General features: G+C 59.5%; 20 protein-coding genes. 6 read left to right on the top strand and 14 right to left on the bottom strand.

Annotated elements, in window-relative coordinates:
- The 9 genes from gspD to gspG form a co-directional block, all read right to left on the bottom strand.
- Positions 1-2,151: a type II secretion system secretin GspD gene (gspD, locus tag AB3X39_RS04980; RefSeq protein WP_369416261.1), complete on the bottom strand. Its 2,151-nt coding sequence runs from the start codon at positions 2,149-2,151 to the stop codon at positions 1-3.
- Positions 2,152-2,166: 15 nt separating this feature from the next.
- Complete coding sequence (gene gspN, locus AB3X39_RS04975) at positions 2,167-3,048, bottom strand: type II secretion system protein N (protein WP_369416260.1); 882 nt, start codon at positions 3,046-3,048, stop codon at positions 2,167-2,169.
- Positions 3,045-3,587 carry a type II secretion system protein GspM gene (gene gspM, locus AB3X39_RS04970; RefSeq protein ID WP_369416259.1) on the bottom strand — a complete coding sequence of 181 codons (543 nt, stop codon included), beginning with the start codon at positions 3,585-3,587 and terminating at the stop codon, positions 3,045-3,047. The genes gspN and gspM overlap by 4 nt, the downstream gene beginning before the upstream one ends.
- A complete protein-coding gene (gspL, locus tag AB3X39_RS04965) occupies positions 3,584-4,828 on the bottom strand; it encodes a type II secretion system protein GspL (protein ID WP_369416258.1) in 1,245 nt (414 codons plus the stop codon). The genes gspM and gspL overlap by 4 nt, the downstream gene beginning before the upstream one ends.
- Positions 4,829-4,897: 69 nt before the next feature.
- A complete protein-coding gene (gene gspK / locus AB3X39_RS04960) occupies positions 4,898-5,881 on the bottom strand; it encodes a type II secretion system minor pseudopilin GspK (protein WP_369416257.1) in 984 nt (327 codons plus the stop codon).
- Positions 5,878-6,504, bottom strand: coding sequence for a PulJ/GspJ family protein (locus tag AB3X39_RS04955; RefSeq protein ID WP_369416256.1), 627 nt, complete (start codon positions 6,502-6,504; stop codon positions 5,878-5,880). Before AB3X39_RS04955 ends, gspK begins: the two co-directional genes overlap by 4 nt.
- Positions 6,501-6,863, bottom strand: a complete 363-nt coding sequence (gene gspI / locus AB3X39_RS04950) for a type II secretion system minor pseudopilin GspI (protein ID WP_369416254.1) — start codon at positions 6,861-6,863, stop codon at positions 6,501-6,503. The genes AB3X39_RS04955 and gspI overlap by 4 nt, the downstream gene beginning before the upstream one ends.
- A 6-nt stretch (positions 6,864-6,869) precedes the next feature.
- Positions 6,870-7,346 (bottom strand): pilus assembly FimT family protein, encoded by a 477-nt coding sequence (locus tag AB3X39_RS04945; RefSeq protein ID WP_369416336.1) that lies wholly within the window; start codon positions 7,344-7,346, stop codon positions 6,870-6,872.
- Positions 7,343-7,783, bottom strand: a complete 441-nt coding sequence (gene gspG / locus AB3X39_RS04940; RefSeq protein ID WP_369416253.1) for a type II secretion system major pseudopilin GspG — start codon at positions 7,781-7,783, stop codon at positions 7,343-7,345. The genes AB3X39_RS04945 and gspG overlap by 4 nt, the downstream gene beginning before the upstream one ends.
- Before the next feature lie 79 nt (positions 7,784-7,862).
- Between gspG and AB3X39_RS04935 the strand changes: the two genes are divergently transcribed.
- Positions 7,863-8,480: a hypothetical protein gene (locus AB3X39_RS04935; RefSeq protein WP_369416252.1), complete on the top strand. Its 618-nt coding sequence runs from the start codon at positions 7,863-7,865 to the stop codon at positions 8,478-8,480.
- 12 nt (positions 8,481-8,492) lie between these two features.
- On the opposite strand, the gene AB3X39_RS04930 is transcribed toward AB3X39_RS04935, so the two are convergent.
- Entirely contained in the window at positions 8,493-9,539 is a 1,047-nt protein-coding gene (locus AB3X39_RS04930; protein ID WP_369416251.1) for a nicotinate-nucleotide--dimethylbenzimidazole phosphoribosyltransferase, read from the bottom strand.
- 65 nt (positions 9,540-9,604) lie between these two features.
- The gene (ilvA, locus tag AB3X39_RS04925) at positions 9,605-11,158 is read right to left on the bottom strand and encodes a threonine ammonia-lyase, biosynthetic (RefSeq protein ID WP_369416250.1); all 1,554 of its coding nucleotides are present in this window, start codon (positions 11,156-11,158) and stop codon (positions 9,605-9,607) included.
- Between the two features lie 247 nt (positions 11,159-11,405).
- Here ilvA and AB3X39_RS04920 point away from each other — a divergent pair, with 247 nt between their 5' ends.
- Positions 11,406-11,828 (top strand): OsmC family protein, encoded by a 423-nt coding sequence (locus AB3X39_RS04920; RefSeq protein ID WP_369416249.1) that lies wholly within the window; start codon positions 11,406-11,408, stop codon positions 11,826-11,828.
- Positions 11,829-11,835: 7 nt separating this feature from the next.
- On the opposite strand, the gene coq7 is transcribed toward AB3X39_RS04920, so the two are convergent.
- Positions 11,836-12,510 carry a 2-polyprenyl-3-methyl-6-methoxy-1,4-benzoquinone monooxygenase gene (coq7, locus tag AB3X39_RS04915; RefSeq protein ID WP_369416248.1) on the bottom strand — a complete coding sequence of 225 codons (675 nt, stop codon included), beginning with the start codon at positions 12,508-12,510 and terminating at the stop codon, positions 11,836-11,838.
- 258 nt (positions 12,511-12,768) lie between these two features.
- Here coq7 and AB3X39_RS04910 point away from each other — a divergent pair, with 258 nt between their 5' ends.
- The gene (locus AB3X39_RS04910; RefSeq protein ID WP_369416247.1) at positions 12,769-13,944 is read left to right on the top strand and encodes a porin; all 1,176 of its coding nucleotides are present in this window, start codon (positions 12,769-12,771) and stop codon (positions 13,942-13,944) included.
- A gap of 158 nt (positions 13,945-14,102) precedes the next feature.
- Complete coding sequence (locus AB3X39_RS04905; RefSeq protein ID WP_369416246.1) at positions 14,103-14,741, top strand: DUF3047 domain-containing protein; 639 nt, start codon at positions 14,103-14,105, stop codon at positions 14,739-14,741.
- Between the two features lie 25 nt (positions 14,742-14,766).
- Here the strand turns inward: AB3X39_RS04905 and lysA are convergent, their stop codons facing one another.
- The gene (gene lysA / locus AB3X39_RS04900; RefSeq protein ID WP_369416245.1) at positions 14,767-16,044 is read right to left on the bottom strand and encodes a diaminopimelate decarboxylase; all 1,278 of its coding nucleotides are present in this window, start codon (positions 16,042-16,044) and stop codon (positions 14,767-14,769) included.
- A 234-nt stretch (positions 16,045-16,278) separates the two neighbouring features.
- Between lysA and cyaY the strand changes: the two genes are divergently transcribed.
- Entirely contained in the window at positions 16,279-16,632 is a 354-nt protein-coding gene (cyaY, locus tag AB3X39_RS04895; RefSeq protein ID WP_369416244.1) for an iron donor protein CyaY, read from the top strand.
- On the opposite strand, the gene AB3X39_RS04890 is transcribed toward cyaY, so the two are convergent.
- Complete coding sequence (locus tag AB3X39_RS04890) at positions 16,619-18,991, bottom strand: penicillin-binding protein 1A (protein WP_473964889.1); 2,373 nt, start codon at positions 18,989-18,991, stop codon at positions 16,619-16,621. The two genes, cyaY and AB3X39_RS04890, sit on opposite strands and share 14 nt — an antisense overlap.
- 307 nt (positions 18,992-19,298) lie before the next feature.
- Here AB3X39_RS04890 and AB3X39_RS04885 point away from each other — a divergent pair, with 307 nt between their 5' ends.
- Positions 19,299-20,378 (top strand): pilus assembly protein PilM, encoded by a 1,080-nt coding sequence (locus tag AB3X39_RS04885; protein ID WP_369416243.1) that lies wholly within the window; start codon positions 19,299-19,301, stop codon positions 20,376-20,378.
- The last annotated feature ends 30 nt before the right edge of the window (positions 20,379-20,408 follow it).

Raw genomic sequence — 20,408 nt, 5'->3', positions numbered from 1 at the left:
TCAGAACGGGGCGTCGGTGGGCGAGACCTCGGCCGCCCGATCTCTGGCGCGCTGAATGCGGACCGAGCGTTTCAGGGGCGGCAGCACGGGGGACTCTTGGATGGGTGTCAGGGACGAGGGCCGGGGTTGCTGGTTGAGTTGCTGAGCCCGGATCTTTTCGTAACGGTCCATCGTCAGCCGATCCGCCGAGTCTTGGGTGCGCATGACCACTGGGCGCAGGAAGACCAACAGATTGCTTTTGACCCGCTTGCGGGTTTCGCTGCGGAAGAAGTGTCCGATCAGCGGGAGGCTGGCCAAGAAGGGCACCTTGTCTTCGCCGTCGGCGTATTCGTCCTTGAGCAAGCCGCCCAGCACCATGATTTGACCGTCATCGACCACCACCGTGGTTTCGATCGAACTTTTGTCAGTGATCGGACCGGAGGAGCCTGAGGTCGTCGAGTTGTTGACCGAGGAGTTCTCTTGGTAGATCGCCATCCGCACCGTACCGCCTTCGCCGATTTGCGGCTTGACGCGCAGGGTCAGGCCAACGTCCTTGCGCTCGATGGTCTGGAACGGATTGGCCGAGCCGTTGCTGGTGCCGGTGTTGGTGAAGCTGCCGGTGACGAAGGGCACGTTTTGGCCGATGACGATCTTGGCTTCTTCGTTGTCGAGCGTGACCAAATTTGGCGTGGACAGGATGTTGCTGTCGGTGTTGTTTTGCAGAAAGCGCGCCAGCCCACCCAAGGTGTAAATGCCGTTGATGTTGCGCAGCAAACCGACGTTGAAGCCCGTGCCCAAGGTGATGTTGGCCGCTGCGGTGCCACCGGCGGCGGCGGCGGCCGAAAGACTCACGATGTTCGGGCTGGCACCGTTGTTGAAATTAGTGCCCATGTAGGCACCGGTCTTGTCGCCGTTGTTGCCAATCAGGTTTTGCCACTGAAAGCCAAATTCCGCCGCTTGCTGGGCATCCATCTTGACGATCATCGACTCGACGTAAACCTGTGCACGGCGGGCATCGAGTTGTTCGATCACGGCGCGCAGTTGGCGATAAACCGGCTCAGGCGCCGTGATGATGAGGGTGTTGGTGGCGGGGTCGGCTTGGATAAAACCGCCGGTCGAAGGGCTGGCTGAGGCCGACACGGGGCTGGTGGCTTGAGGCGATGCACCGCCCGGTGCTCCCGGCACGGGCAGGTTGGCGCCACCGCTGCCCCCCGAGGCCGCGCCGCCGCCCGCACCGTAAGCCGCTCGCAGCACCGTGGCGAGCTTGGCCGCGTCGGCGTTTTTGAGGTGCACCACGTAGATGTTGCCGCCGATGCCGCTGCCTGCGGCTGGGCGGTCAAGGCGTTCGATGGTGCTGCGCATCATGGCCATGCGGGTCGGATTGGGGGCCCGCACCAGCAAGGTGTTGGTGCGGGAGTCAGCGCTGATCGTGACGCCGCTACCGCTGCTGCCCCCAGGCTGACCCGCGATGGCTGCGGCAGCCCCGGTGTCCGCAAAACGTTGCACCACCGGGGCCAAATCGGCCGCCACAGCGTGCTTGAGCGAAATCACTTCGACTTCGGTGCCACCGGGTACATCGGTGGCTGCGATGATCGTGGCGATGCGTTTGAGGTTGTCGGCGTAATCGGTGATCACCAGGCTGTTGTTGCCCGGGTTGGCGTTGATGGTGTTGTTGGGGCTGATCAGCGGGCGCAGCACGGCCACCAAGTTGTTGGCGTTTTCGTGTTGCAGCCGAAAGATCTGCGTGAGGATCTGATCGCCCGCGCGAGTCACCGCACCCACCGAGACGGTGCCGGTCTGCACCTTGGCATCGGCCTCAGGCACCACTTTGAGCAAGCCGGCCACGTCGATGACGGTGTGGCCGAGGCCTCGCAGTGCGGCCATGTAGTTGAGAAAGGCCTCGCGCGGGGTGAGGGGCTGTTCGCTGTACAGCGTGATCGTGCCTTTGATGCGCGGATCGACCACGATGGGGCGGCCCAAGATGGTGGCCATGGCCCTTGAGACCGCATCGATTTCGGCGTTGACGAAGTTCAGCGTCACCGGTTCACGGGCGGCCGTGATGGCTTTGGGGGCAGCAAGGGTCGCCATGGGGCCGAGCGCCAAGGAGCTACTGAGCACGCTGAGCAGCACACGCTGGCAGGTCAAGGGGGAAGGGGTCAGGCGCAGGATCATGGGCGGGATCATGGATCATCCGATCGTGAGCAGGGTACGCGTGCCTTCGCGTCGCCCGATGATGTTGAGCAAATTGGCCAAGGCTGGCGCGTCTTCGTCGGCGGCTGCGGCTTCACCACGCAGACGCAGGCCGCTGGCGCTCCAACTGCCCGAGCCAGACAGACGCAAGGGCGAGCCTTCGGCGCTGCTGAGATTGATTTGGGCGGTACCGGCTCCGGCGGCATCGCCTTGCAGCTGAATGTGGTAGGTGCCTAAACGCGGCAACGTCGCCAAGCGGGAGGACAAATCCCGCAATTCCAACGTCAAGCTGCCTTGAAGTGCCAGACGGCCTTGGGCCCATTCAAAAGCGAGGTTCTGACTGTCCAGTCGTACCGCTCCACCCATTTGCAAGGTGTTCCACGGTGTGCCCAAGCCGGCCAGCCAAGCAGCAGGCCAGTGGCCGATGCCTTCATGGGGGTGGTGCACTTCGACGCGCAGCCGACCCAAGCCAGGAAGCAAATCGATTTGCACCGGATTGTGCAGATGCTGCTCATGGTTCAGGCTCAGGCGCCACGACAAGACGCTCAACGGCGCCAAGGTCCAGTTCAAACGACCCGGTAGCAAGCGGGCATCGCGACTGCCGGGCCCGCCGGTCAGCACCAACAAGGCGCTACCCGCCCAAAGCGTACCTTGGGCTTCAGCCAGTTGCAGGCGACCTTGGGTGGCCGATTGCACGGCGTTGGCCAACCAAGTGGCTGGTGCGAAGAGGCACAAACCGATCACCAAACCCATCCACGTGCCGATCCACGCCCAGCGCCGGATGCCGCGTTGAGGGGCGGGTGTTGGCCCTCCTCCTCCGGGGGCCCGCGATCGTCGGGTGATGCGAGGGGCCAAAGGGGCAACGCGCAGCTTGATCATGAGGGGGCTCGGACCAAGCCCAGCGTGACGGTACCGCTGTACGTGGGATTGTTGGGGCTGCGCTGCAATTGCGCATCCAGCACCCGGGCGCGTGCTGCGCCGCGAATTTCACCCAACCAAGCTTGGAAGGCAACGGGGCTGACGTCGCTGAACGTGACCGTGGCGCGATCTCCCGAGGGCGTGACGCGTGTCGTGGTGCCAAGGCGCGCGCTGGCAGCCATCAGGGCTGTTTCTGCCTCATTGGCGGACACGGCCGGCAACGCGCGCAGATCGCGAGCTTCGGCCGCCAGACGCTGCATCTGTTGGACTTGGTCGTCGAGCTCTTGAAGCTGGACAGGGGCGGACTTGAGGGTCTTCAACGCGGGTTGCAGTCCCATGCTCCAAAGGAGATAGCCACTGAGGCTGAGCAGGGCCAACACCAGACCGGCGCGCTCGCGTTTAGAAGAGGCATCCCAGCGGGTGATGCCTTGTTTCAGCAAGGGTTCGACCAAGGGTGCAAAAACACTGCCCAAGTGTGCGGGCAAAACGCGGCGGCTCATCGTGCTGCTCCTGAGCCGTGACGCAGTGTGACTTGGCCTGATGCGGCGCTTTCGACCTGCCAGCCGGCAGCGCGCAGGGTGTTGCGTAGATGATCGACCTGTGCGGGAGCCAAGGTGGGTGCGTCGAGTTGCAGCTGTTGGCCGTCGTAACGCAAGGCTTGGACGGAACTTTGCTCGGGCCAAGCGCTGGCGGCGATCGTCAGCAGGGTTTCGAGATCGGTGTCGCCGTTTTTGCCCGCCATGGCGCGCAGGGTCTCGTTTTCACGGCGCATTTGTACGGCGGGATCCAGAATGGCCCGAACTTGGGGGTGGGCTTGTTGGAGAAGCGTCACGATTTTTTGTCGTTGAGCACTGACTTGCTCTTTGAGCATCCACGCCCAAGCGTTCAGGCCGATCAGATTGATCAACACCAAGCCGATCAAACCTTGGCGGGTGGCGCGCCAAGCGGGGGAGCGAAACTCCCGACTGACATCCCGCAGCCATGCGGCGGTGCGGTGGCGCGGGGCCATGTCGAACTGGCGCAGATTCCAGCGTGACTCAGCGATTTTCAGCAAGCGTTCGGCGGCTGAAACGATGTGGACGGGTTGCCCAAGCCAGCGCTCAGCGGCGGCTGCCATGGCTGGGTTGGCGCTGAAAAGCGAATTGGCCGGTAGCCGGTCGGGCAGCAGGGCCCGAGACAGACCTCCCTTCAGCGGCCAGCTTGCGACCCCCTCGCTGTGGGCCCACGTCAGGAGCACGGCGTCGCTTGGGCTGTCGTAGTCTTGCCCAAAATGACCCCGTGGGATTTCTCCGGGCCACATCGGTGGACTGACGCGATCAACGATGCAATCGGATCGTTCCAAGTGCTCAATCTGCTCGGCCAGCCAGCTCCGATCGGTGACCGCCACCCAGGCGGGCTCGCCGGCGCGGGCACCGGGCTCCAAAGCGAAATGCACCGACTCGGGTTCATCCATCAGCTGCTCTTCGAGCGTGCCGGCCAAGGCGGCGCGTAGTCGGGAGGCCGGCGCTTTGGGGCAGGTGATGCGATGCCAGCTCAGATCGGTTTCGGCCAGCACCGCCACGGTGCTGGTGGCCTTGGGTAGCAAGGCGGCCACGCACTGGCCCTGATCGACCAAGATGCCGTTGCTTGAGTAGACATAGCCGTAGACCGCAGTGTTGTTGGGCGTTGGCACAGTCACACCGACCGGCATGCTGGGATGCAGGCGCAGACGTGCTGGCAGTTGAACAACAAGCAAACTCATGCAGTCGAGGTGGTGAAAGCCGACAAGAAGATGGGGTCGATTGTAGGGGTGTGGTTACACACGGGCCCATCAAAAAGACGGGGCGGCGGCGGGTGGCCGCAAGACCCCTGGTCCGACGCGTTCGACCGAGAGAATACGCACTTCCAGACCCACGCGTTTGACCAACGAGCGTTGGCTGACGATCAGTTCATCTAAACGTAAGGCACCAACGATTTCAAAAAAATCAGTTTTGGTCTCAATACGGGTCATGTTGAGCGACGGTGGTCTGAAGCCAATGATGGGGAAGAGATCTTCGGTGATGCGCAGGTGTTTGCGTTGACGGCTTTGAACCACGCGTTCGGCGGTGGCGAGATCCAGACCAAGGATGACCGCAGCAATCACTTCTTTGCTGGCCGTATTGAGATTGATGGGGGTGACCTCAGGTAGCCAGATCAAATGCGGCGCTAAACGTTTGACGGCACTGGCATCGATCTTCAACCAGTCGAGTTGTTCGACGCGGGGGGGCATCAAAGGCACATGACCACCGGGGGTCTGCGGTTGGTTGAGCAACGCCGCCGCCACAGCCTCAACCAACTGGGTGCCCGTTTGGGTCGAGACACCGACAAATTCGCACAGGCGGAGCACGCTGGCCTTCTCGTCGGGCACCACCTTGCCGTTTTGCACCAAGTTGCGCAGGTTGTAGCGTGCTTGGGCATCGCTGATGGCGCCAGAGAGAAAGGCATCCGGGCCCGCATCTTCGGTGGTGTTGCGTTCGGCGGCCAAAAAGGTTGAAAGACGTGCCTCCGCCAAGGGCATGGCCCAAGGTTCGCCCAGATGATCGGCAATTTGCCCTTGGGTGAAAGCAGCTCGCTTGTCTTCACGCAGAATCAACCGGGCCCAATCCAAAGCACCGTTCAGAATCCACTGCGCTTGGGTTTGGGTGCGTTCGGCAGCTTCGACCTGAATGGCCCGCCACTGCTGCCAGATCATGGCTGAGGCCACCGTGGTCACCAGCGTCACGATGACCATGGCGGTGAGCAGAGCGGCACCACGTTGCCGAGAGGCGTTCATCATGGGTGAATCAAGCGAATGTCGCGGGTGATGCTGCCGCTACGACCACTGGTCGGACTGAGAAGGAGGATCAGGCGCACGCCATCGGGCAAGGCCGGGCGTGTCCCAGAAGCTGCACCGTCGGTCCCTTCCGCTTCACCCGTCGATTGGGCGTTGCTCCATGCGTTGCTGATGCCGTAGAAGTATTGCAATTGCCAAGAAGCGATGCCCGAAAGCGCATGCAGGGTACCGGGTTCGTTGCCGCGTAATTGCTGGCTCCGAAACCAATGTTCTTGCAGCGTATTTGCTTGGGTCGTGGGGGGGGCGCTCCAGCGCAGCAATTCACCCTTTTGGACGCTCCATACCACCACTTGAATGCCATCCGGCTGATGTCGGATCAATCGCAAATGAGCGCCGTCAAAGGATAAATTGGGCACAGGTGCGTTGAGGTCAATGCTGCGTAAATCGATCTCCCATTGCGCCAGCACCGATTGCATGCGCAGTAAATCGTCGAGGCGATGTTGCGCTGTATCACGGGTGCGCATCACCATATCCACCCCCTGCCAAGACATGGCCGCCATCAACGCCATGATGAACAGCGAGATCAGCACCTCGATCAGGGTGAAGCCACCACGACGCGATCTCAAGGGAACCTCGTCAGGATGGTGGAGAGCGTCAGGACCGGCTGATCGAGGTCATCATGCACTTGAGCATCGACGCGGCGAAAGTTCGGATTGGGGGTCGGACGCACGATCAGATGGATGCGATAGGTGTGGTCCGCTTGGACGCAACTCACATCGCTGTCACCCACAGGGGGAAACTGCTTGGTCATGCGCAGGCCGGTGAGCTGATTGTCAGCACACCACTGCCCAGCCAGCACATCAGCCAGACGTTCGGTGTTGCGCGCCAAGGCGCTCGCGGCCTTCAGGCCAGCGGTCAGACCGATGGCGACGATGGTCAAGGCCACCATCACTTCAATGAGCGTCATGCCACGCTGCTTGTGCATGCTGGACTACTTCGCTGCTGAAGCCGCAGGATCAGCCATCTCATGGCTGATCAGGAAGGGCCCCAAACCGTCGGTTCGCAAGATGATGCGGTGATGTTCATCGGCCAAGATGACCGCTTGGGCGGGAATCACTGGCTCAGGGCCGAGTACCACCGTTTCGCGGCGGTCGTCGAGCCAGATCTGCACACTGGTTCGGGTTTCGTCTTCCAGCCAGCGCTCGGGTAACTTGGCGATCTCGGGCAAACCGGTGAATTCGAAATCTGCCTCGGGTTTGGTGCTGCGGGGCTGCCAGCGCACCACGGTGCCAAAGCCTCGGGCTTGGGCTCGTGCGGATTCAAACAAAGAGGCCAGCCGCAGAGCTTCACGCTCAAGCCGGGTGTCGCCGCTGTCGCGCAGGGCCAAGGAGGCCACCGCGCTGGCCACACCGATCAGCATGACCACGATCAGCAACTCCAGCAGCGTGAAGCCCCGAAGGGATGTCACTGCCAAGAGCCGATATCGGCGTTCTTGCCTTCACCCCCGGCTTGACCATCACCGCCGTAGCTGAAGACGTCAATCTCACCCTTGACGCCCGGGTAAACGTACAGATATGGCCGCCCCCAAGGATCGTTGGGCATCTTTTCAAGATAGGGCTTCCAGTTGTTCGGAATTGGACCTGCCGCAGGTTTGATCACCAAAGCTTGCAAGCCTTGCTCGGCGGTGGGGTAGCGTTGGTTGTCCAGCTTGTACAGCTTCAGGGCTTGCATCAGGTTGGCGATGTCAGTGCGCGTGGCGGTGACTCGGGCGTCATCGGCTCGGTCCAGTACGCTGGGTACCACCAAGGCGGCCAAGACGCCGATGATGACCAGCACCACCATCAACTCGATCAAGGTAAAACCGCGTTGCACGGCCCGGTGGGCGGCATGACGCGTGTCGATCATGCGCAAGACGAACGATGGACAGGAAAAATGCATCGGGTAGCACCGTGAAGAGGAGAGGGGGATCCATGATAATCGCCCCATGGTGGCTCGAATCACAGCATGGATGGTTTGGACGCTCCTAGCGGTCTGCGCGGTCGCTTGGGGGCTGAAACTCTTTGTTCGTCCGGAACCGGTGCCGGCACATGCCCGCATGGTGACGATGGAGCAAACGTTGAAGGGTGACCCCCTGCGGCTCTTTGCTGTGGCGGCGGCTTCTGTGACTTCGTCGGCTTCTGCCGGTGCTGGCGGTAGTGCGACGGTGGGTCGCTTTCGCTTGGTGGGCATGGCTGCTGCTGCCTCATCGCCGACCTCAGATCGTCAAGGGCTAGCGCTGTTGTCCATCGACGGTAAGCCCGCTCGTGCCTTTGAGGTCGGAGATCTGGTCGATGGCGATTGGGTGTTGCAGTCGGTCAGCGCCCGACAGGTTCGGCTTGGACCCGTGGGGCAAGCAGCGATCACGGTGCTTGACTTGCCCGCTCTGCCTCCTCCGGCAACCGGAACCCTCTCGGCTGCCGCTCAACGTGCGGCTGATTGGCTGAAGGTGCCGACGACGGTGCCGGCTGCCGCCGCAGTGCCTGGGGCCACGCCTCCTGCTGCGGCCAACATGCCCAGTACGTTGGGACGTCCCATCGCTGCGGCCATGCCGGCGGCGCGTTAGCCGCAGTGACCTTTAGGATGCGACGTCTTGCACGTCGCTGAGCAAGGCCGATGCCGCTTCGAGCAGTGGCAGTGTCAGTGGTAATTGGGTGCCATCGATACCGTCCAAACCGATGCTGGGTAAGCCTTGCGCACCCACCTTGCCGATGAGGGTTTCGATCCATGAGGGTTGGGAGGGTGGACTGGCCACAAAGCAGTAATCACCCATGGCATGACCACTCAACCGATGAGCCACAAGCATGGCGGCGCAGGCATTCAAACCTTCCACCATCAGCGTGTGGCGCTGTTTCGCGGCGGCCAGCATGGCTCCGACCATCATGGCTGTTTCAAAACCGCCAAAGGCGGCCAGCACTTCTATCGGGTCTTCGATCAGGCCGTGACGGTTTTGGTTTTTTTGAATCAGCGATAGCTTCTTCAGATGAGACTCTTGGATGCCCGCATTGCCATCGGTATGCGTCAGTTCCACCAAGGGAAATCCAGCAACCTGCGCAAGGGTCAGCGCCGCCACGGCATGCGAACCGGTCCCCAAGCCGACACAAGCCAGCAGATTACCCGGCAGGGTTTCAACAATGTCTTGGCCTGCACGGATGGCGGCTTGAACTTGGGCCACGGTCATCGCTGCGGCCATGCGGCAATTGCGGGTGCCGTGGGCAATCTTGCGCGCGAGCACGCCGGGCTGAGCCGCCAGATCGGTGGCCAAGCCGCAATCCACGATCCGGGTCGTCATGCCACGCTGATGCGCCAACACAGGCAGGGGGACTCTGGACGCCAGAATGTCATCAATCAGTCCAATGCTGTCTTGAATGTGACTGGGTGCCACCACATCCACCGCCAAACCGTGGTCGCCGCCAAAAATCACCAACTGTGCTTGCTTGATGCGTGGATGAGGCTGTTTCTGGATCAGTGCCAAGCGCAAAGCCAGCATTTCCAAGGGGGCCAGGGGACCGGGTGTGCCGTGAGCCAAGCGTCGCTGCCCCAGACGGTAGCGAATCGATTCTTCTAAAGCCGCATCAGCGATGGGCACCACCATCGGCTGTGCATCAATCGGGTGTGTTGTCATTGCCGCTGATTGTGGCTGCCGTCAGGGACTCAAACAAGCATCAGACGCAAGGTTCTTGGGCCCAATCAGCGAAGAAATAAACGGTAAACGGGGTTATCTGTTTCTTCGACGCAGGGATACGCCAAGGTGGCCAAGAAATCCTTGAACGCACTCCCATCGTTTTCTGGCACCTGTACACCGATCAGGATGCGGCCGTAATCCGCGCCCTGATTGCGGTAGTGGAACAGGCTTATGTTCCAGCTTGGATGCATGCTCGACAAAAAGCGCATCAGCGCCCCGGGCCGTTCCGGGAAAACGAAGCGAAACAGGCGTTCGTTTTGTGCCAGTTCTGAGCGACCGCCGACCATATGACGCAGGTGTGAGCTGGCGAGCTCATCACGCGTCAGATCCACTGTCGCGAAGCCTTGGGTGCGGAAATGCTCGGCGATGCGTTCGGATTCACCCCGCTGGCTCAGACTCAGGCCCACAAAGATGTGAGCTTGCTGTGCATGGCTGATGCGGTAGTTGAATTCGGTGACACTGCGCGGGCCGATCAGTTCGCAAAAGCGTTTGAATGAGCCGCGTTCTTCGGGAATCGTGACCGCAAACAAAGCTTCACGCTGTTCGCCCACCTCGGCGCGTTCGGCCACGAAGCGCAGCCGATCGAAGTTCATGTTGGCGCCGCAAGTGATGGCAATCAGCGTCTGATCTTGGCAGCCGGTGCGCTCAACGTACTGTTTGATGGCGGCCACGCCCAAGGCACCCGCGGGCTCAAGGATGGCGCGCGTGTCTTGAAAGACATCCTTCATCGCGGCGCAGACGGCATCGGTATCGACGCGCATGAAGTCATCGACCAGGGTGCGAGCGACGCGGAAGGTTTCCTCGCCGACTTGTTTCACGGCCGTGCCATCCGAAAAAAGGCCCACATCATTGAGGCGCACACGCTCGCCAGCCTCGACGGAGCGAATCATGGCGTCGGAGTCGGTGGTTTGCACGCCGATGATCTTGATCTCTGGGCGAACGGCCTTGATGTAGGCTGCAACCCCGGCGATCAGGCCACCGCCGCCGATCGCCACAAAGATGGCGTCGATCGGGCCTTGGTGCTGTCGCAGAATTTCCATGCCGATGGTGCCTTGCCCGGCGATGACGTCAGGGTCATCGAAAGGGTGCACAAAGGTCATTTTTTCTTGGACCGCCAAGGTCAAGGCATGGTCGTAGGCATCGGAATAGCTTTCGCCGCTTAGAACCACCTCACCGCCTCGGGCGCGCACCGCGTCGATTTTGAGCTGAGGGGTGGTGGTCGGCATGACGATGACAGCGCGACAGCCCAAACGTTGACCCCCGAGCGCCACGCCTTGGGCGTGATTGCCGGCGGAGGCGCAGATCACGCCGCGCCCCAATTCATCGCGACTGAGTCGGGCCATCTTGTTGTAGGCCCCGCGCAGCTTGAAGCTGAAAACAGGCTGGGTATCTTCACGCTTCAACAAAACTCGATTGCCGAGTCGCTTCGACAAGTTGGGCGCAGGTCGAAGTTCCGATTCAAGGGCCACGTCATAGACGCGTGCAGTGAGGATGCGTTGCAGATAGTCGCGCAGCATCAGGGTTCGGTCGTCGGGCGAAGGCATGGGTGAGGAAGTCATGCCTTGATTATCGCGGAGCCGAAAAAAAGCCCGGAACCAGAAGGTGCCGGGCTGAATCCACCTTTTTTTGAGGAGGGTGGAGGAGACAAGGAGCAGGGCTTGCTTTTGGCGGAGCCCAATGCGATCGATTGTAGATGAGCCATTGCTGCACTGCAACGTAACTTGCATTTCCGCCGTATCCCCGACTTGGGGGTGAGATCCCGTCACAATGCCGTTCCCGACTTTGAAGCGATGAGGATCCTCTTCGATGGAATGCACGATCAACTGGATGCCGGCTTCCGGCATGGCTTTTTCCGCCGAAACCGGCAGTGGTCACTTGTTGACCATGGACGGCGCCCCCGAGGGTGGTGGCCGTAACTTGGCCCCTCGGCCGATGGAAACTTTGCTGGCTGGCGCTGGCGCTTGTACAGCGTATGACGTGGTGCTGATTTTGAAGCGCGGTCGCCACGCCGTGACGGGTTGCCAAGTCAAGGTTCAGGCTGAGCGAGCCGAAACTGAGCCCAAGGTCTTTACAAGCATCAACCTGCACTTTGTGGTGACCGGCCACAACTTAAGCCCGGCACCCGTTGAGCGGGCCGTGCAGATGTCGTTTGACAAGTACTGCTCAGCCACGGCGATGCTGGCAAAGACAGCATCCATCACCAGCAGTGTTGAAATCAAGGCCGCCTGAAGGCGGATCAGATGCGGTGGGCGGTGGTGGTCATGACCTTGGCCGCAGTCTTCATCAGCCAGCGCACAGGCGCCGGTAAAGGGATGCCGCCTGCGGCTTGCGCTGCATCGGCGTGGGCGATTTCGTCATCGCGCATTTGGCGCACGATGGCCCGCGAGCTTTGGTCTTGCGCTGGTAGACGTGCCAAGTGGCTATTGAGGTGCTGTTCGACCTGATGTTCGGTTTCAATGACAAAGCCGAGGCTGGTGCGATCACCCAAACGGCCGGCAACCAAACCGATGGCCAAAGCCCCGCCGTACCACAAGGGATTGAGCAAAGAGGTTCGTCCACCCAACGCATGAACGCGATCTTCCGTCCACGCTAAATGATCCGTTTCTTCTTGAGCCGCCCGGCGCAAGTGCTGACGCAGTTTCTCGTCACGCGTGGTGAAGGCTTGGGCGGTGTAGAGCGCTTGAGCACACACCTCACCCACATGATTGACGCGCATCAGCGCTGCTGAGGTTTTGCGTTCCGTGTCGCTGAGTTCTCCATCGGCTTGCTCGGGTGCCGGGGCCTGACGCTCCGCTTGTGGGCGAGCCCAGAGTGTGCGCAAGCTCTGATCGAGCAATTCAAAGAACCGATCGGATCCGGACAGACGCGGTTCAACAGGTGTGCGATGGGCTGAAGATGGGGTGGGCGACATGATGTAAGTCGTTGGCAAGATTTTGGGAGGGAAAACCCGTGATTGCATGTCACTGATTTGTCATGAAATCAATGATTCTTCGGCATTTTGTTGCATTACAACAACGTTTTTGTGCGATTTGTCTCAATTGGCTTTGCAATTCTGGGGCGCTCTGGTGGAATTGCGTCAGTTTCTTCAAGAGAAACCGGTTCAGTCAAGGTCGCCCTCGTTGGCTTCTAAAGCCTACCTGAACCCCTGTTCAACCTAGGAGATCATTCCATGAAAAAGTCTTTGCTCGCTCTTGCTGCGCTGTCCGCTATCGCTGGAGCCGCCTCGGCCCAATCTTCCGTGACCATTTCGGGCGTGATCGACGTGGGTCTGGAAAAGTCCACCGCAACGGCTCTGCAAATGGCAGCCAGCAAGATGGCGACCAGCAACCTCACCTTCAAGGGTGTGGAAGACTTGGGCAATGGCTGGAAGGCTGGTTTCACCCTTTCGCACGAATTTACCGGTGACAACGGTGACTCGGGTGCCAACGCTGTGACGTCGACATCGACCACCACCATCCCAACAGGTACGGTCATCAACGGTACAGCGACCACTGCGCCGATCACTGCCACCACCACCACCACCACCACCACGCCGAACACCGCAGCAGCCCCTGCTGGCGGTACCGGTTTTGGTAACTTTGGTTCGTGGGTTGGCCTGAGCAACGCCAGCTACGGTTCCTTGGATGTGGGCACAGTGTTCACCACCACGTTCAAGAACCACCAAACTCCGAACGGTACCAAGGGCGGTAGCAACTCGAATGCTTACAAGGTTCTGGCGTTTGATGCTTGCGATCCGGGCGCTGCTGGCACTGCGGCTGCGACCAGCTGCGCACACGTGTTCTCGCGTAACACCGTGCAGTACAACTCGCCGAGCATCGGTGGCCTGTCGGCTTCGTTGGATGTGGTTTTCCCGGAAACTTTCGTCAACACGCCCAACCCCACGACCACGCCTGAACATGGTCATACCTTCGGTTTGAAGTATGTGGCCGGTCCGGTGGATGTTCGTACCGCTGTCGATCGCGGTTTGGGCAAAGACAAGGATTTGGTGCTCTTGAGTGCTTCGGTGGATCTGGGTGCCGTCAAGCTGTTTGCGAACTTTGAGAATGGTCAAGTGCGTGCTTCTGCAGCGGCAACGAAGACCAGTGCTTACCTCGTTGGTCTGCGCGCACCGATTGGCGCGGCTGGTTCGATTTGGGCACATATCGGTACAGCTGCTGAAGCCAGCACCTACATCGATACAACAGGCGGTGCAACCGTGCCGTCGAACGTGTCCGTCTTGGGCTTGGGCTATCAGCACAAGCTGAGCGCTCGTACGTCGCTGTATGGCAACTACGGTACTTACAAGAATGGCGATTCGGCCAAGGATAAGACCGATGTCGGCTTTGGCGTGGCACACACGTTCTAAGTCCTGACGCGACGGTTTTTCTGTCTGATCGAAACCCTGCCGCTTGCGGCAGGGTTTTTTCATGGGTTTTTCAAATGATGTTTCGGCGTTTGGGATCGATAGCCATCGCATGCCTATCGTTGGCAGGTTGTGCTTACCAAGCATCATCTGTGTCAACGGTGACTTCAACAGAAACCTCGTTGTCGGCGGAGCAAGCTTGGGTGCCGGTGAACTTGCCGGGCAAGCGCCCGACCACGTACCGCTGGATGGATCAGAACGGCGCGCGCGTCATTGAGGCCACCGCGGACAAGTCGGCCAGCATGCTGCGCCGCACCTTGAAGATCGATGCTTGCGGTGAGGCCAAGGTACGCTTTTCTTGGCGTTTGGATCAAGCCAACTTGTTGGCGGACGTGAGTCAGTCGGATTTAGAAGATGCGTCGGTGCGTGTCATCCTCGCCTTCGATGGCGACCATGCCAAGCTGTCGATGCGCAACCAAGCGTTGTTTGAGATGGCTGAGTTGATGTCGGGTGAGCGTCCGCCCTATGCCACCTTGATGTATGTCTGGGATCACAAGGCCGCCACGGACAGCGTGGTCGTGAATCCTCGCACTGACCGGATCCGTGATCTGGTGGTGGAAAGCGGCACGGCCCGCTTGGGGCGCTGGCTCAGCTACGAGCGTGATGTGGCGGCCGATTACCGCCGGGTGTTTGGCGAAGAGCCCGGGCGCTTGATCGGGCTGGCCATCATGACCGACAGCGACAACACCGGTACACAAGCCCAAGCCTTGTACCGGGATGTCGATTTGGTGCTGCGCTAAGCGGTGCACTCAGAGGAGCGGGGCTTCAGTCCCAGCGCTTTTCGAGGCGATAAAGGTCAGAGACCGATTCGCGTTCACGAATCAAGCGTGCTTGATCGCCTTCGACCATGACCTCAGCGGCGCGGCCTCGGGCGTTGTAGTTGCTGGCCATGCTCATGCCGTAAGCGCCAGCGGACAAGACCGCCAGACGGTCGCCGGGGGCCACAGCCAAGTCGCGGTCTCGTCCCAGCCAGTCGCCTGATTCGCAGACCGGGCCCACAACGTCCCATGTGTGCGCGGTCTTGGCTTTTTCGGTGTTGGTTTGGCACGCCACGATGCCCATGGTGGCCTCGTACATGGCCGGGCGCATCAGGTCGTTCATGCCCGCATCGACGATGCAGAAGCTCTTTTGCTCGCCGGGCTTGAGGAACAGCACTTCGGTGAGCATCACCCCCGCGTTGCCCACAAGTGAGCGCCCCGGCTCCAGCACGATCTCACGCTGGCTGTGGCCGCGCGCATCGATCCGCGCCAGCAAGGGCGCCAGCAGTTGCTCAGGCGTGGGTGGGGTTTCATCGGTGTAGGTGATACCCAAGCCACCACCCAAATCGAGATGATGGATCGAGAGGCCCTGCGCTTCGAGCGCTTCGACCAGATCCAAGACCCGGTCCAGGGCGTCTTGGTAGGGTGAGACCTCGGTGATCTGCGAGCCAATGTGGCAGTCGATGCCGGTGATGTGCAAGCTTTGCAGCTCAGCGGCCCGCTGATACGTGACCAGAGCTTCGCTGTGGGCGATGCCGAACTTGTTGCCCTTCAAACCGGTCGAGATGTAGGGGTGCGTCTTTGGGTCCACGTCTGGGTTGACGCGCAGGCTGACTGGGGCGCGCACGCCGTGGGCGCGGGCGACTTCGTCCAGCACCGCCAACTCAGGAATGCTCTCAACGTTGAAGCAGCGCACGCCAGCTTCCAAGGCTTGGGCCATCTCGGCGCGGGTTTTGCCGACGCCCGAGAACACCACCTTGTCGGCCGAGCCACCTGCTGCCAGCACACGGGCTAACTCACCGCCTGAGACGATGTCGAAACCACAGCCCGCTTGGGCGAAGGTCTGCAACACCGCCAAGTTGGCATTGGCCTTCATGGCGTAGCAGATCAGATGCTGACGCCCAGCCAAGGCACGTTGGTAGGCGGCCACCGCAGCTTGCATGGCGCTACGGGAGTAGACATAGAGCGGCGTGCCAAAGCGGCTGGCCAGCTCGTTCAGTTCAAGCGCTTCGAGATGGAGGCTGCCGGCTGCATCGCGATGGAGAAAAGGGCTGCCGGGCAACATCAATGCGCCTCCGTGGCGCGGATGGCGGCTGGCGCCGACGTCGCTGTCGTTGATGACGCGGGTGTCATGTTGGGGGCGACTTTGATGGCGCTCGGAAGCATCAAAGCACCCTTTTGACCACAGCCGCTCAGGTTGGGGAGAAGCATGGTCAGGCATACAAGCCCGCCAAGCACGACCAGCCCTCGGCTGGATACACTGAATCGAATAGACATGGATGAATTATCGAGGATGACGATGACGACGAATCTCAGTGATGCCGAATACCTTGCGCTTGCAACCAAGACGCTGACTCATGTGGAGGCCACCATCGATGCGTGGCTTGATGCAGATGTGATTGATATCGATACGCATCGCACGGGTGGCTTGTTGGAGTTGTCTTTTCCCAACGGTAGCAAGATGGTTCTGAACATGCAGCCACCCTTGCATGAGCTCTGGTTGGCGGCCCAAGCTGGGGGGTCGCACTACAAATATGCCGATGGTCGCTGGTGTGATACCCGAACAGGTGCTGAGTTCTTCGCCGTGCTATCGCAACAAGCGAGCCGCCAAGCAGGGCAACCGCTGGCGTGGCCGCCACTCAGTTTGTTTTGAACAGATCCAGCAGCCCTTTACGCTCTTCGGCAGGCGGCACGGCTGGAATGCCTGGACTGTCAGCCGCCGTCCCTTCTTCAGCGAGGGGCGCGTGGTGACTGTGCGTGAACTCTTCAAAATACCACTCGTTGCCGAGATTGACGATCCCTTCAGGGGGCTCGGGTTCTCGGATTGGAATACTGCGTAGGGCATAGCTCATGTAATCGATCCAGACGGGCAGGGCCAGACCGCCGCCGGTTTCCTTGTCGCCCAACTTCTTGGGCGTGTCGTAGCCAATCCAGACAACAGCGGTCAGGTTGGGGTTGTAGCCAGCAAACCACGCGTCCATCGAGTCGTTCGTGGTCCCCGTCTTACCGTAAATGTCCGGCCGCTTGAGCATGGCTTGGGCACGGGCTGCCGTGCCACTGCGGGTGACTTCTTGGAGGAGACTTGTCATCAAAAAAGCATTGCGCGGCTCAATGGCTCGCATCGACTCATTCAGCGGATGCGATTTGGTTTGCAAGATGGGTCGGCCCGATGAATCGGTGATATGGGTGATCAAGGAGGGGTTGACACGGTAGCCGCCGTTGGCAAAGACCGAATACGCGACAGCCATTTGCATCGGTGTGACCGAACCCGCACCCAGCGCCATGGTCAGATAAGCAGGATGTTTCTCAGGGTCAAAACCAAAGCGACTGACCCAGCCTTGAGCGTATTTGGGACCGATCGCGTTAAGCACGCGAATCGAAATCATGTTTTTCGATTTGGCCAGACCTTTGCGCAAGGGCATCGGGCCTTCAAATTTGCCATCGTAGTTTTTCGGTTCCCATGGTTGGCTACCCGTGGTGCCTGCGTCAAAAAACAAGGGAGCGTCATCAATGACGGTCGAAGGCGTGAATCCCTTCTCTAGGGCGGCTGAGTAGATGAATGGCTTGAAGCTTGATCCAGGTTGGCGCCAAGCTTGGAGAACGTGATTGAACTTGTTTTTGTTGTAGTCGAAACCGCCAACCAGCGCACGAATATCACCTGTCTTGGGGTCCATGGCGACGAAGCAGCCCTCAACTTCTGGTTGTTGAGTGATGGTCCAGTCGCCCTTGGGTCCCTTGAGAACACGAATGATCGAACCCCGACGAATCTGAATATTGGGTGCGGCTTTGTCCGCCAAGCCCGATGCCACCGGTTTAAGACCATCACCGCTGACGGTCAGGTTTTCGCCATTTTGGAGGACAGCGACGACCTTGCGCGTACTGGCCTCAAGCACAACGGCGGCCTTGAGTTCGCCGTTGTCTGGGTGATCTTCGAGGGCTTCGGCAATACGGGTGTCGATGATCTTGGGATCATGGGGGAGATCCACATGGGCCTCGGGGCCGCGGAAAAACTGACGGCGCTCATATTCAAGCACGCTATGGCGCAGTGCGCGATACGCTGTCGATTGATCGCCGGACAGAATGGAGGTGTGGACGTTCAAGCCACGGGTATAGGTGGCATTGCCATACTGGTTGAAGACAAGCTGCCGGACTGTTTCAGCGATGTATTCCGCGTGCACTGGGACTTCTTGGGCCGTCTTAACTTTGGGCTCTTGGGCCAATGCGGCTTCTCGCTGTTGGTTGGTGATGAACCCGTTCTCATACATGCGCTCAATGATGTGGCGCTGGCGCACTCTCGCCCGACTGGGATTTGCGATGGGGTTATAAGCAGATGGCGCTTTAGGCAGTCCGGCCAACATGGCAGCTTCAGCCACGCTGATGTCCTTAAGTGGTTTGCCAAAATAAACTTCACTGGCCGCAGCAAAGCCGTAGGCACGCTGCCCCAAGAAGATTTGATTCATATAAACCTCAAGAATCTTCTCTTTACTTAAGACGCTTTCGATTTTGAGCGAGAGCAGAATTTCATAGATTTTTCGGGTGAAAGTCTTTTCAGATGAAAGGTAAAAATTGCGAGCCACCTGCATGGTGATGGTCGATGCACCTTGGCTACGTGCCTCGCGCAGATTTTCGAAGCCGGCCCGCATGACACCAACGTAGTCAACGCCGCCGTGCTGATAAAAGCGGGCATCCTCAATGGCCAAAACTGCGTTTTGCATGACCTTAGGGATTTCGGCAATCGGCAAGTAACTTCGCCGTTCTTCCCCAAATTCACCCAAGAGAACACCGTCAGCGGAATAGATTCGCATGGGAAGCTTGGGGCGATAGTCCACCAAGCTTTTGATATCGGGTAGGTGAGGGTACGCTGATGCTAGGGCAATACCGAGCAGCAGCAGCAATGCCAAGGCGCCTCCCATCACGAGCCCCAGCGTCACCACCAGCCATCGTCTAGCCCGCAAGACCCACGGCTCCTGCATCTCGGCGATGGGTGCGGCAAGGGGATCAGTAGCACTCATAGTGTCGAAGGCGCGGTGTGGTCATCGTGATGGGTTTGGGGGAGGATTATAGGAACCCATTTCGGGGGTCAATTGCGAGTCGGCGACTGCGGTGTTTGCGCAGAATGTGATAGGGTGGCGACCCCGAATCGACCACAATCATTCAGATGATCGTGGAGAAGTCGGTTCACCGCTGAGCGTGTCTTGGTTGCAACATGTGACGGGCCGTCAGCGCCAGAAAGTCTTTGTGTCTGCTGGGCTTTGTTGCTAGGATTGAAGTGAATTATTAACAGTCCGAAGCAGACAGTGCCTGCTGCAGGGGAACCCCGTGAGCATTCTTGATCGTTTGTTACGCCGTCGGCACCCACCCCTGATTGGATTGGACGTCAGCACCTCAAGTGTGAAGCTGGTTGAGCTATCAATGACGCCTGCTGGTGAGTACGCCGTGGAGCGATTCGCCAGTGAACCTCTTGGTAAAGGATGGATCACTGACGGGCAAATTGAAAAGTTCGATGAGGTCGCTGAAGCTGTCCGACGGGTGGTGACAAAGAGCGGTACCAAAACGAAGTTTGTCGCGATGGCGATGCCGCAGTCTGCGGTCATCACCAAGAAAATCGTCCTCCCCGGTGGTCTGACGGATGATGAGCTTGAGATTCAAGTAGAGTCAGAAGCCAATCAGTACATTCCTTTTTCCTTGGACGAGGTGTGTCTGGACTTTTGCGTCATTGGACCGAGTTCGGAAGCCGTCGGGGATGTGGACGTCATGATCGCGGCGGCTCGTAAGGATCGGGTCGAGGATCGACAAGGCCTCGCTGAGTCATCGAGCCTCAAGCCCGTGGTGCTTGATATTGAGTCCAACGCGTCGCGTATGGCCATGAGTCGCGTGATTGAGAATTTGCCGAATAAGGGGCTGGATTCGTTGGTGGCCTTGTTCGAAATTGGAACGGAAACGACTGGATTTAAAGTCCTTCGAAATGAAGAAATTTTGTACGACCGTGAGCAAGCATTTGGAGGCTCGCAGCTCACACAAATGATTTCTAGGCAGTACAGCTGGTCTTTCGAAGAGGCTGAGCAGAAGAAGATCACGGGCGATGTTGCTGATGGGTACGAACAGGATGTGCTTGTTCCATTTATGGAAATCATGGCCCAAGAAATTGGCCGAGCACTTCAATATTTCTACACCAGCACCCCGCATCATCGGGTCCATTACGTGATGCTCGCTGGGGGTACGGCGACTCTGCCAGGCCTGACTGATCAGGTCCGTGAAAGTACGGGTGTTGAATCCAAGATCGTCAATCCTTTTGATGGCATGGCCGTGGGTAGTGCGGTGCGCGAAAGCAAGATGCGCCGTGAGGCTCCCTCGTATTTGACGGCCTGTGGATTGGCCTTGCGGAGATTCAAACAATGATTTTGATCAATCTGCTACCTCACCGGGAAG

Source organism: Leptothrix ochracea, from assembly GCF_041083635.1.
In the GTDB taxonomy this organism is placed as follows: Bacteria; Pseudomonadota; Gammaproteobacteria; order Burkholderiales; family Burkholderiaceae_C; genus Sphaerotilus; species Sphaerotilus ochraceus.
Note: the sequence above shows the minus strand (reverse complement) of the source record. Positions and strands in the feature narration are given on the sequence as shown.

Coding starts and splice junctions, on each gene's coding strand:
- gspD (WP_369416261.1), bottom strand. CDS start 2,151: ATGATCCTGCGCCTGACCCCTTCCCCCTTGACCTGCCAGCGTGTGCTG.
- gspN (WP_369416260.1), bottom strand. CDS start 3,048: ATGATCAAGCTGCGCGTTGCCCCTTTGGCCCCTCGCATCACCCGACGA.
- gspM (WP_369416259.1), bottom strand. CDS start 3,587: ATGAGCCGCCGCGTTTTGCCCGCACACTTGGGCAGTGTTTTTGCACCC.
- gspL (WP_369416258.1), bottom strand. CDS start 4,828: ATGAGTTTGCTTGTTGTTCAACTGCCAGCACGTCTGCGCCTGCATCCC.
- gspK (WP_369416257.1), bottom strand. CDS start 5,881: ATGATGAACGCCTCTCGGCAACGTGGTGCCGCTCTGCTCACCGCCATG.
- gspI (WP_369416254.1), bottom strand. CDS start 6,863: ATGCACAAGCAGCGTGGCATGACGCTCATTGAAGTGATGGTGGCCTTG.
- gspG (WP_369416253.1), bottom strand. CDS start 7,783: ATGATCGACACGCGTCATGCCGCCCACCGGGCCGTGCAACGCGGTTTT.
- AB3X39_RS04935 (WP_369416252.1), top strand. CDS start 7,863: ATGGTGGCTCGAATCACAGCATGGATGGTTTGGACGCTCCTAGCGGTC.
- AB3X39_RS04930 (WP_369416251.1), bottom strand. CDS start 9,539: ATGACAACACACCCGATTGATGCACAGCCGATGGTGGTGCCCATCGCT.
- ilvA (WP_369416250.1), bottom strand. CDS start 11,158: ATGACTTCCTCACCCATGCCTTCGCCCGACGACCGAACCCTGATGCTG.
- AB3X39_RS04920 (WP_369416249.1), top strand. CDS start 11,406: ATGGAATGCACGATCAACTGGATGCCGGCTTCCGGCATGGCTTTTTCC.
- coq7 (WP_369416248.1), bottom strand. CDS start 12,510: ATGTCGCCCACCCCATCTTCAGCCCATCGCACACCTGTTGAACCGCGT.
- AB3X39_RS04910 (WP_369416247.1), top strand. CDS start 12,769: ATGAAAAAGTCTTTGCTCGCTCTTGCTGCGCTGTCCGCTATCGCTGGA.
- lysA (WP_369416245.1), bottom strand. CDS start 16,044: ATGTTGCCCGGCAGCCCTTTTCTCCATCGCGATGCAGCCGGCAGCCTC.
- cyaY (WP_369416244.1), top strand. CDS start 16,279: ATGACGACGAATCTCAGTGATGCCGAATACCTTGCGCTTGCAACCAAG.
- AB3X39_RS04890 (WP_473964889.1), bottom strand. CDS start 18,991: ATGAGTGCTACTGATCCCCTTGCCGCACCCATCGCCGAGATGCAGGAG.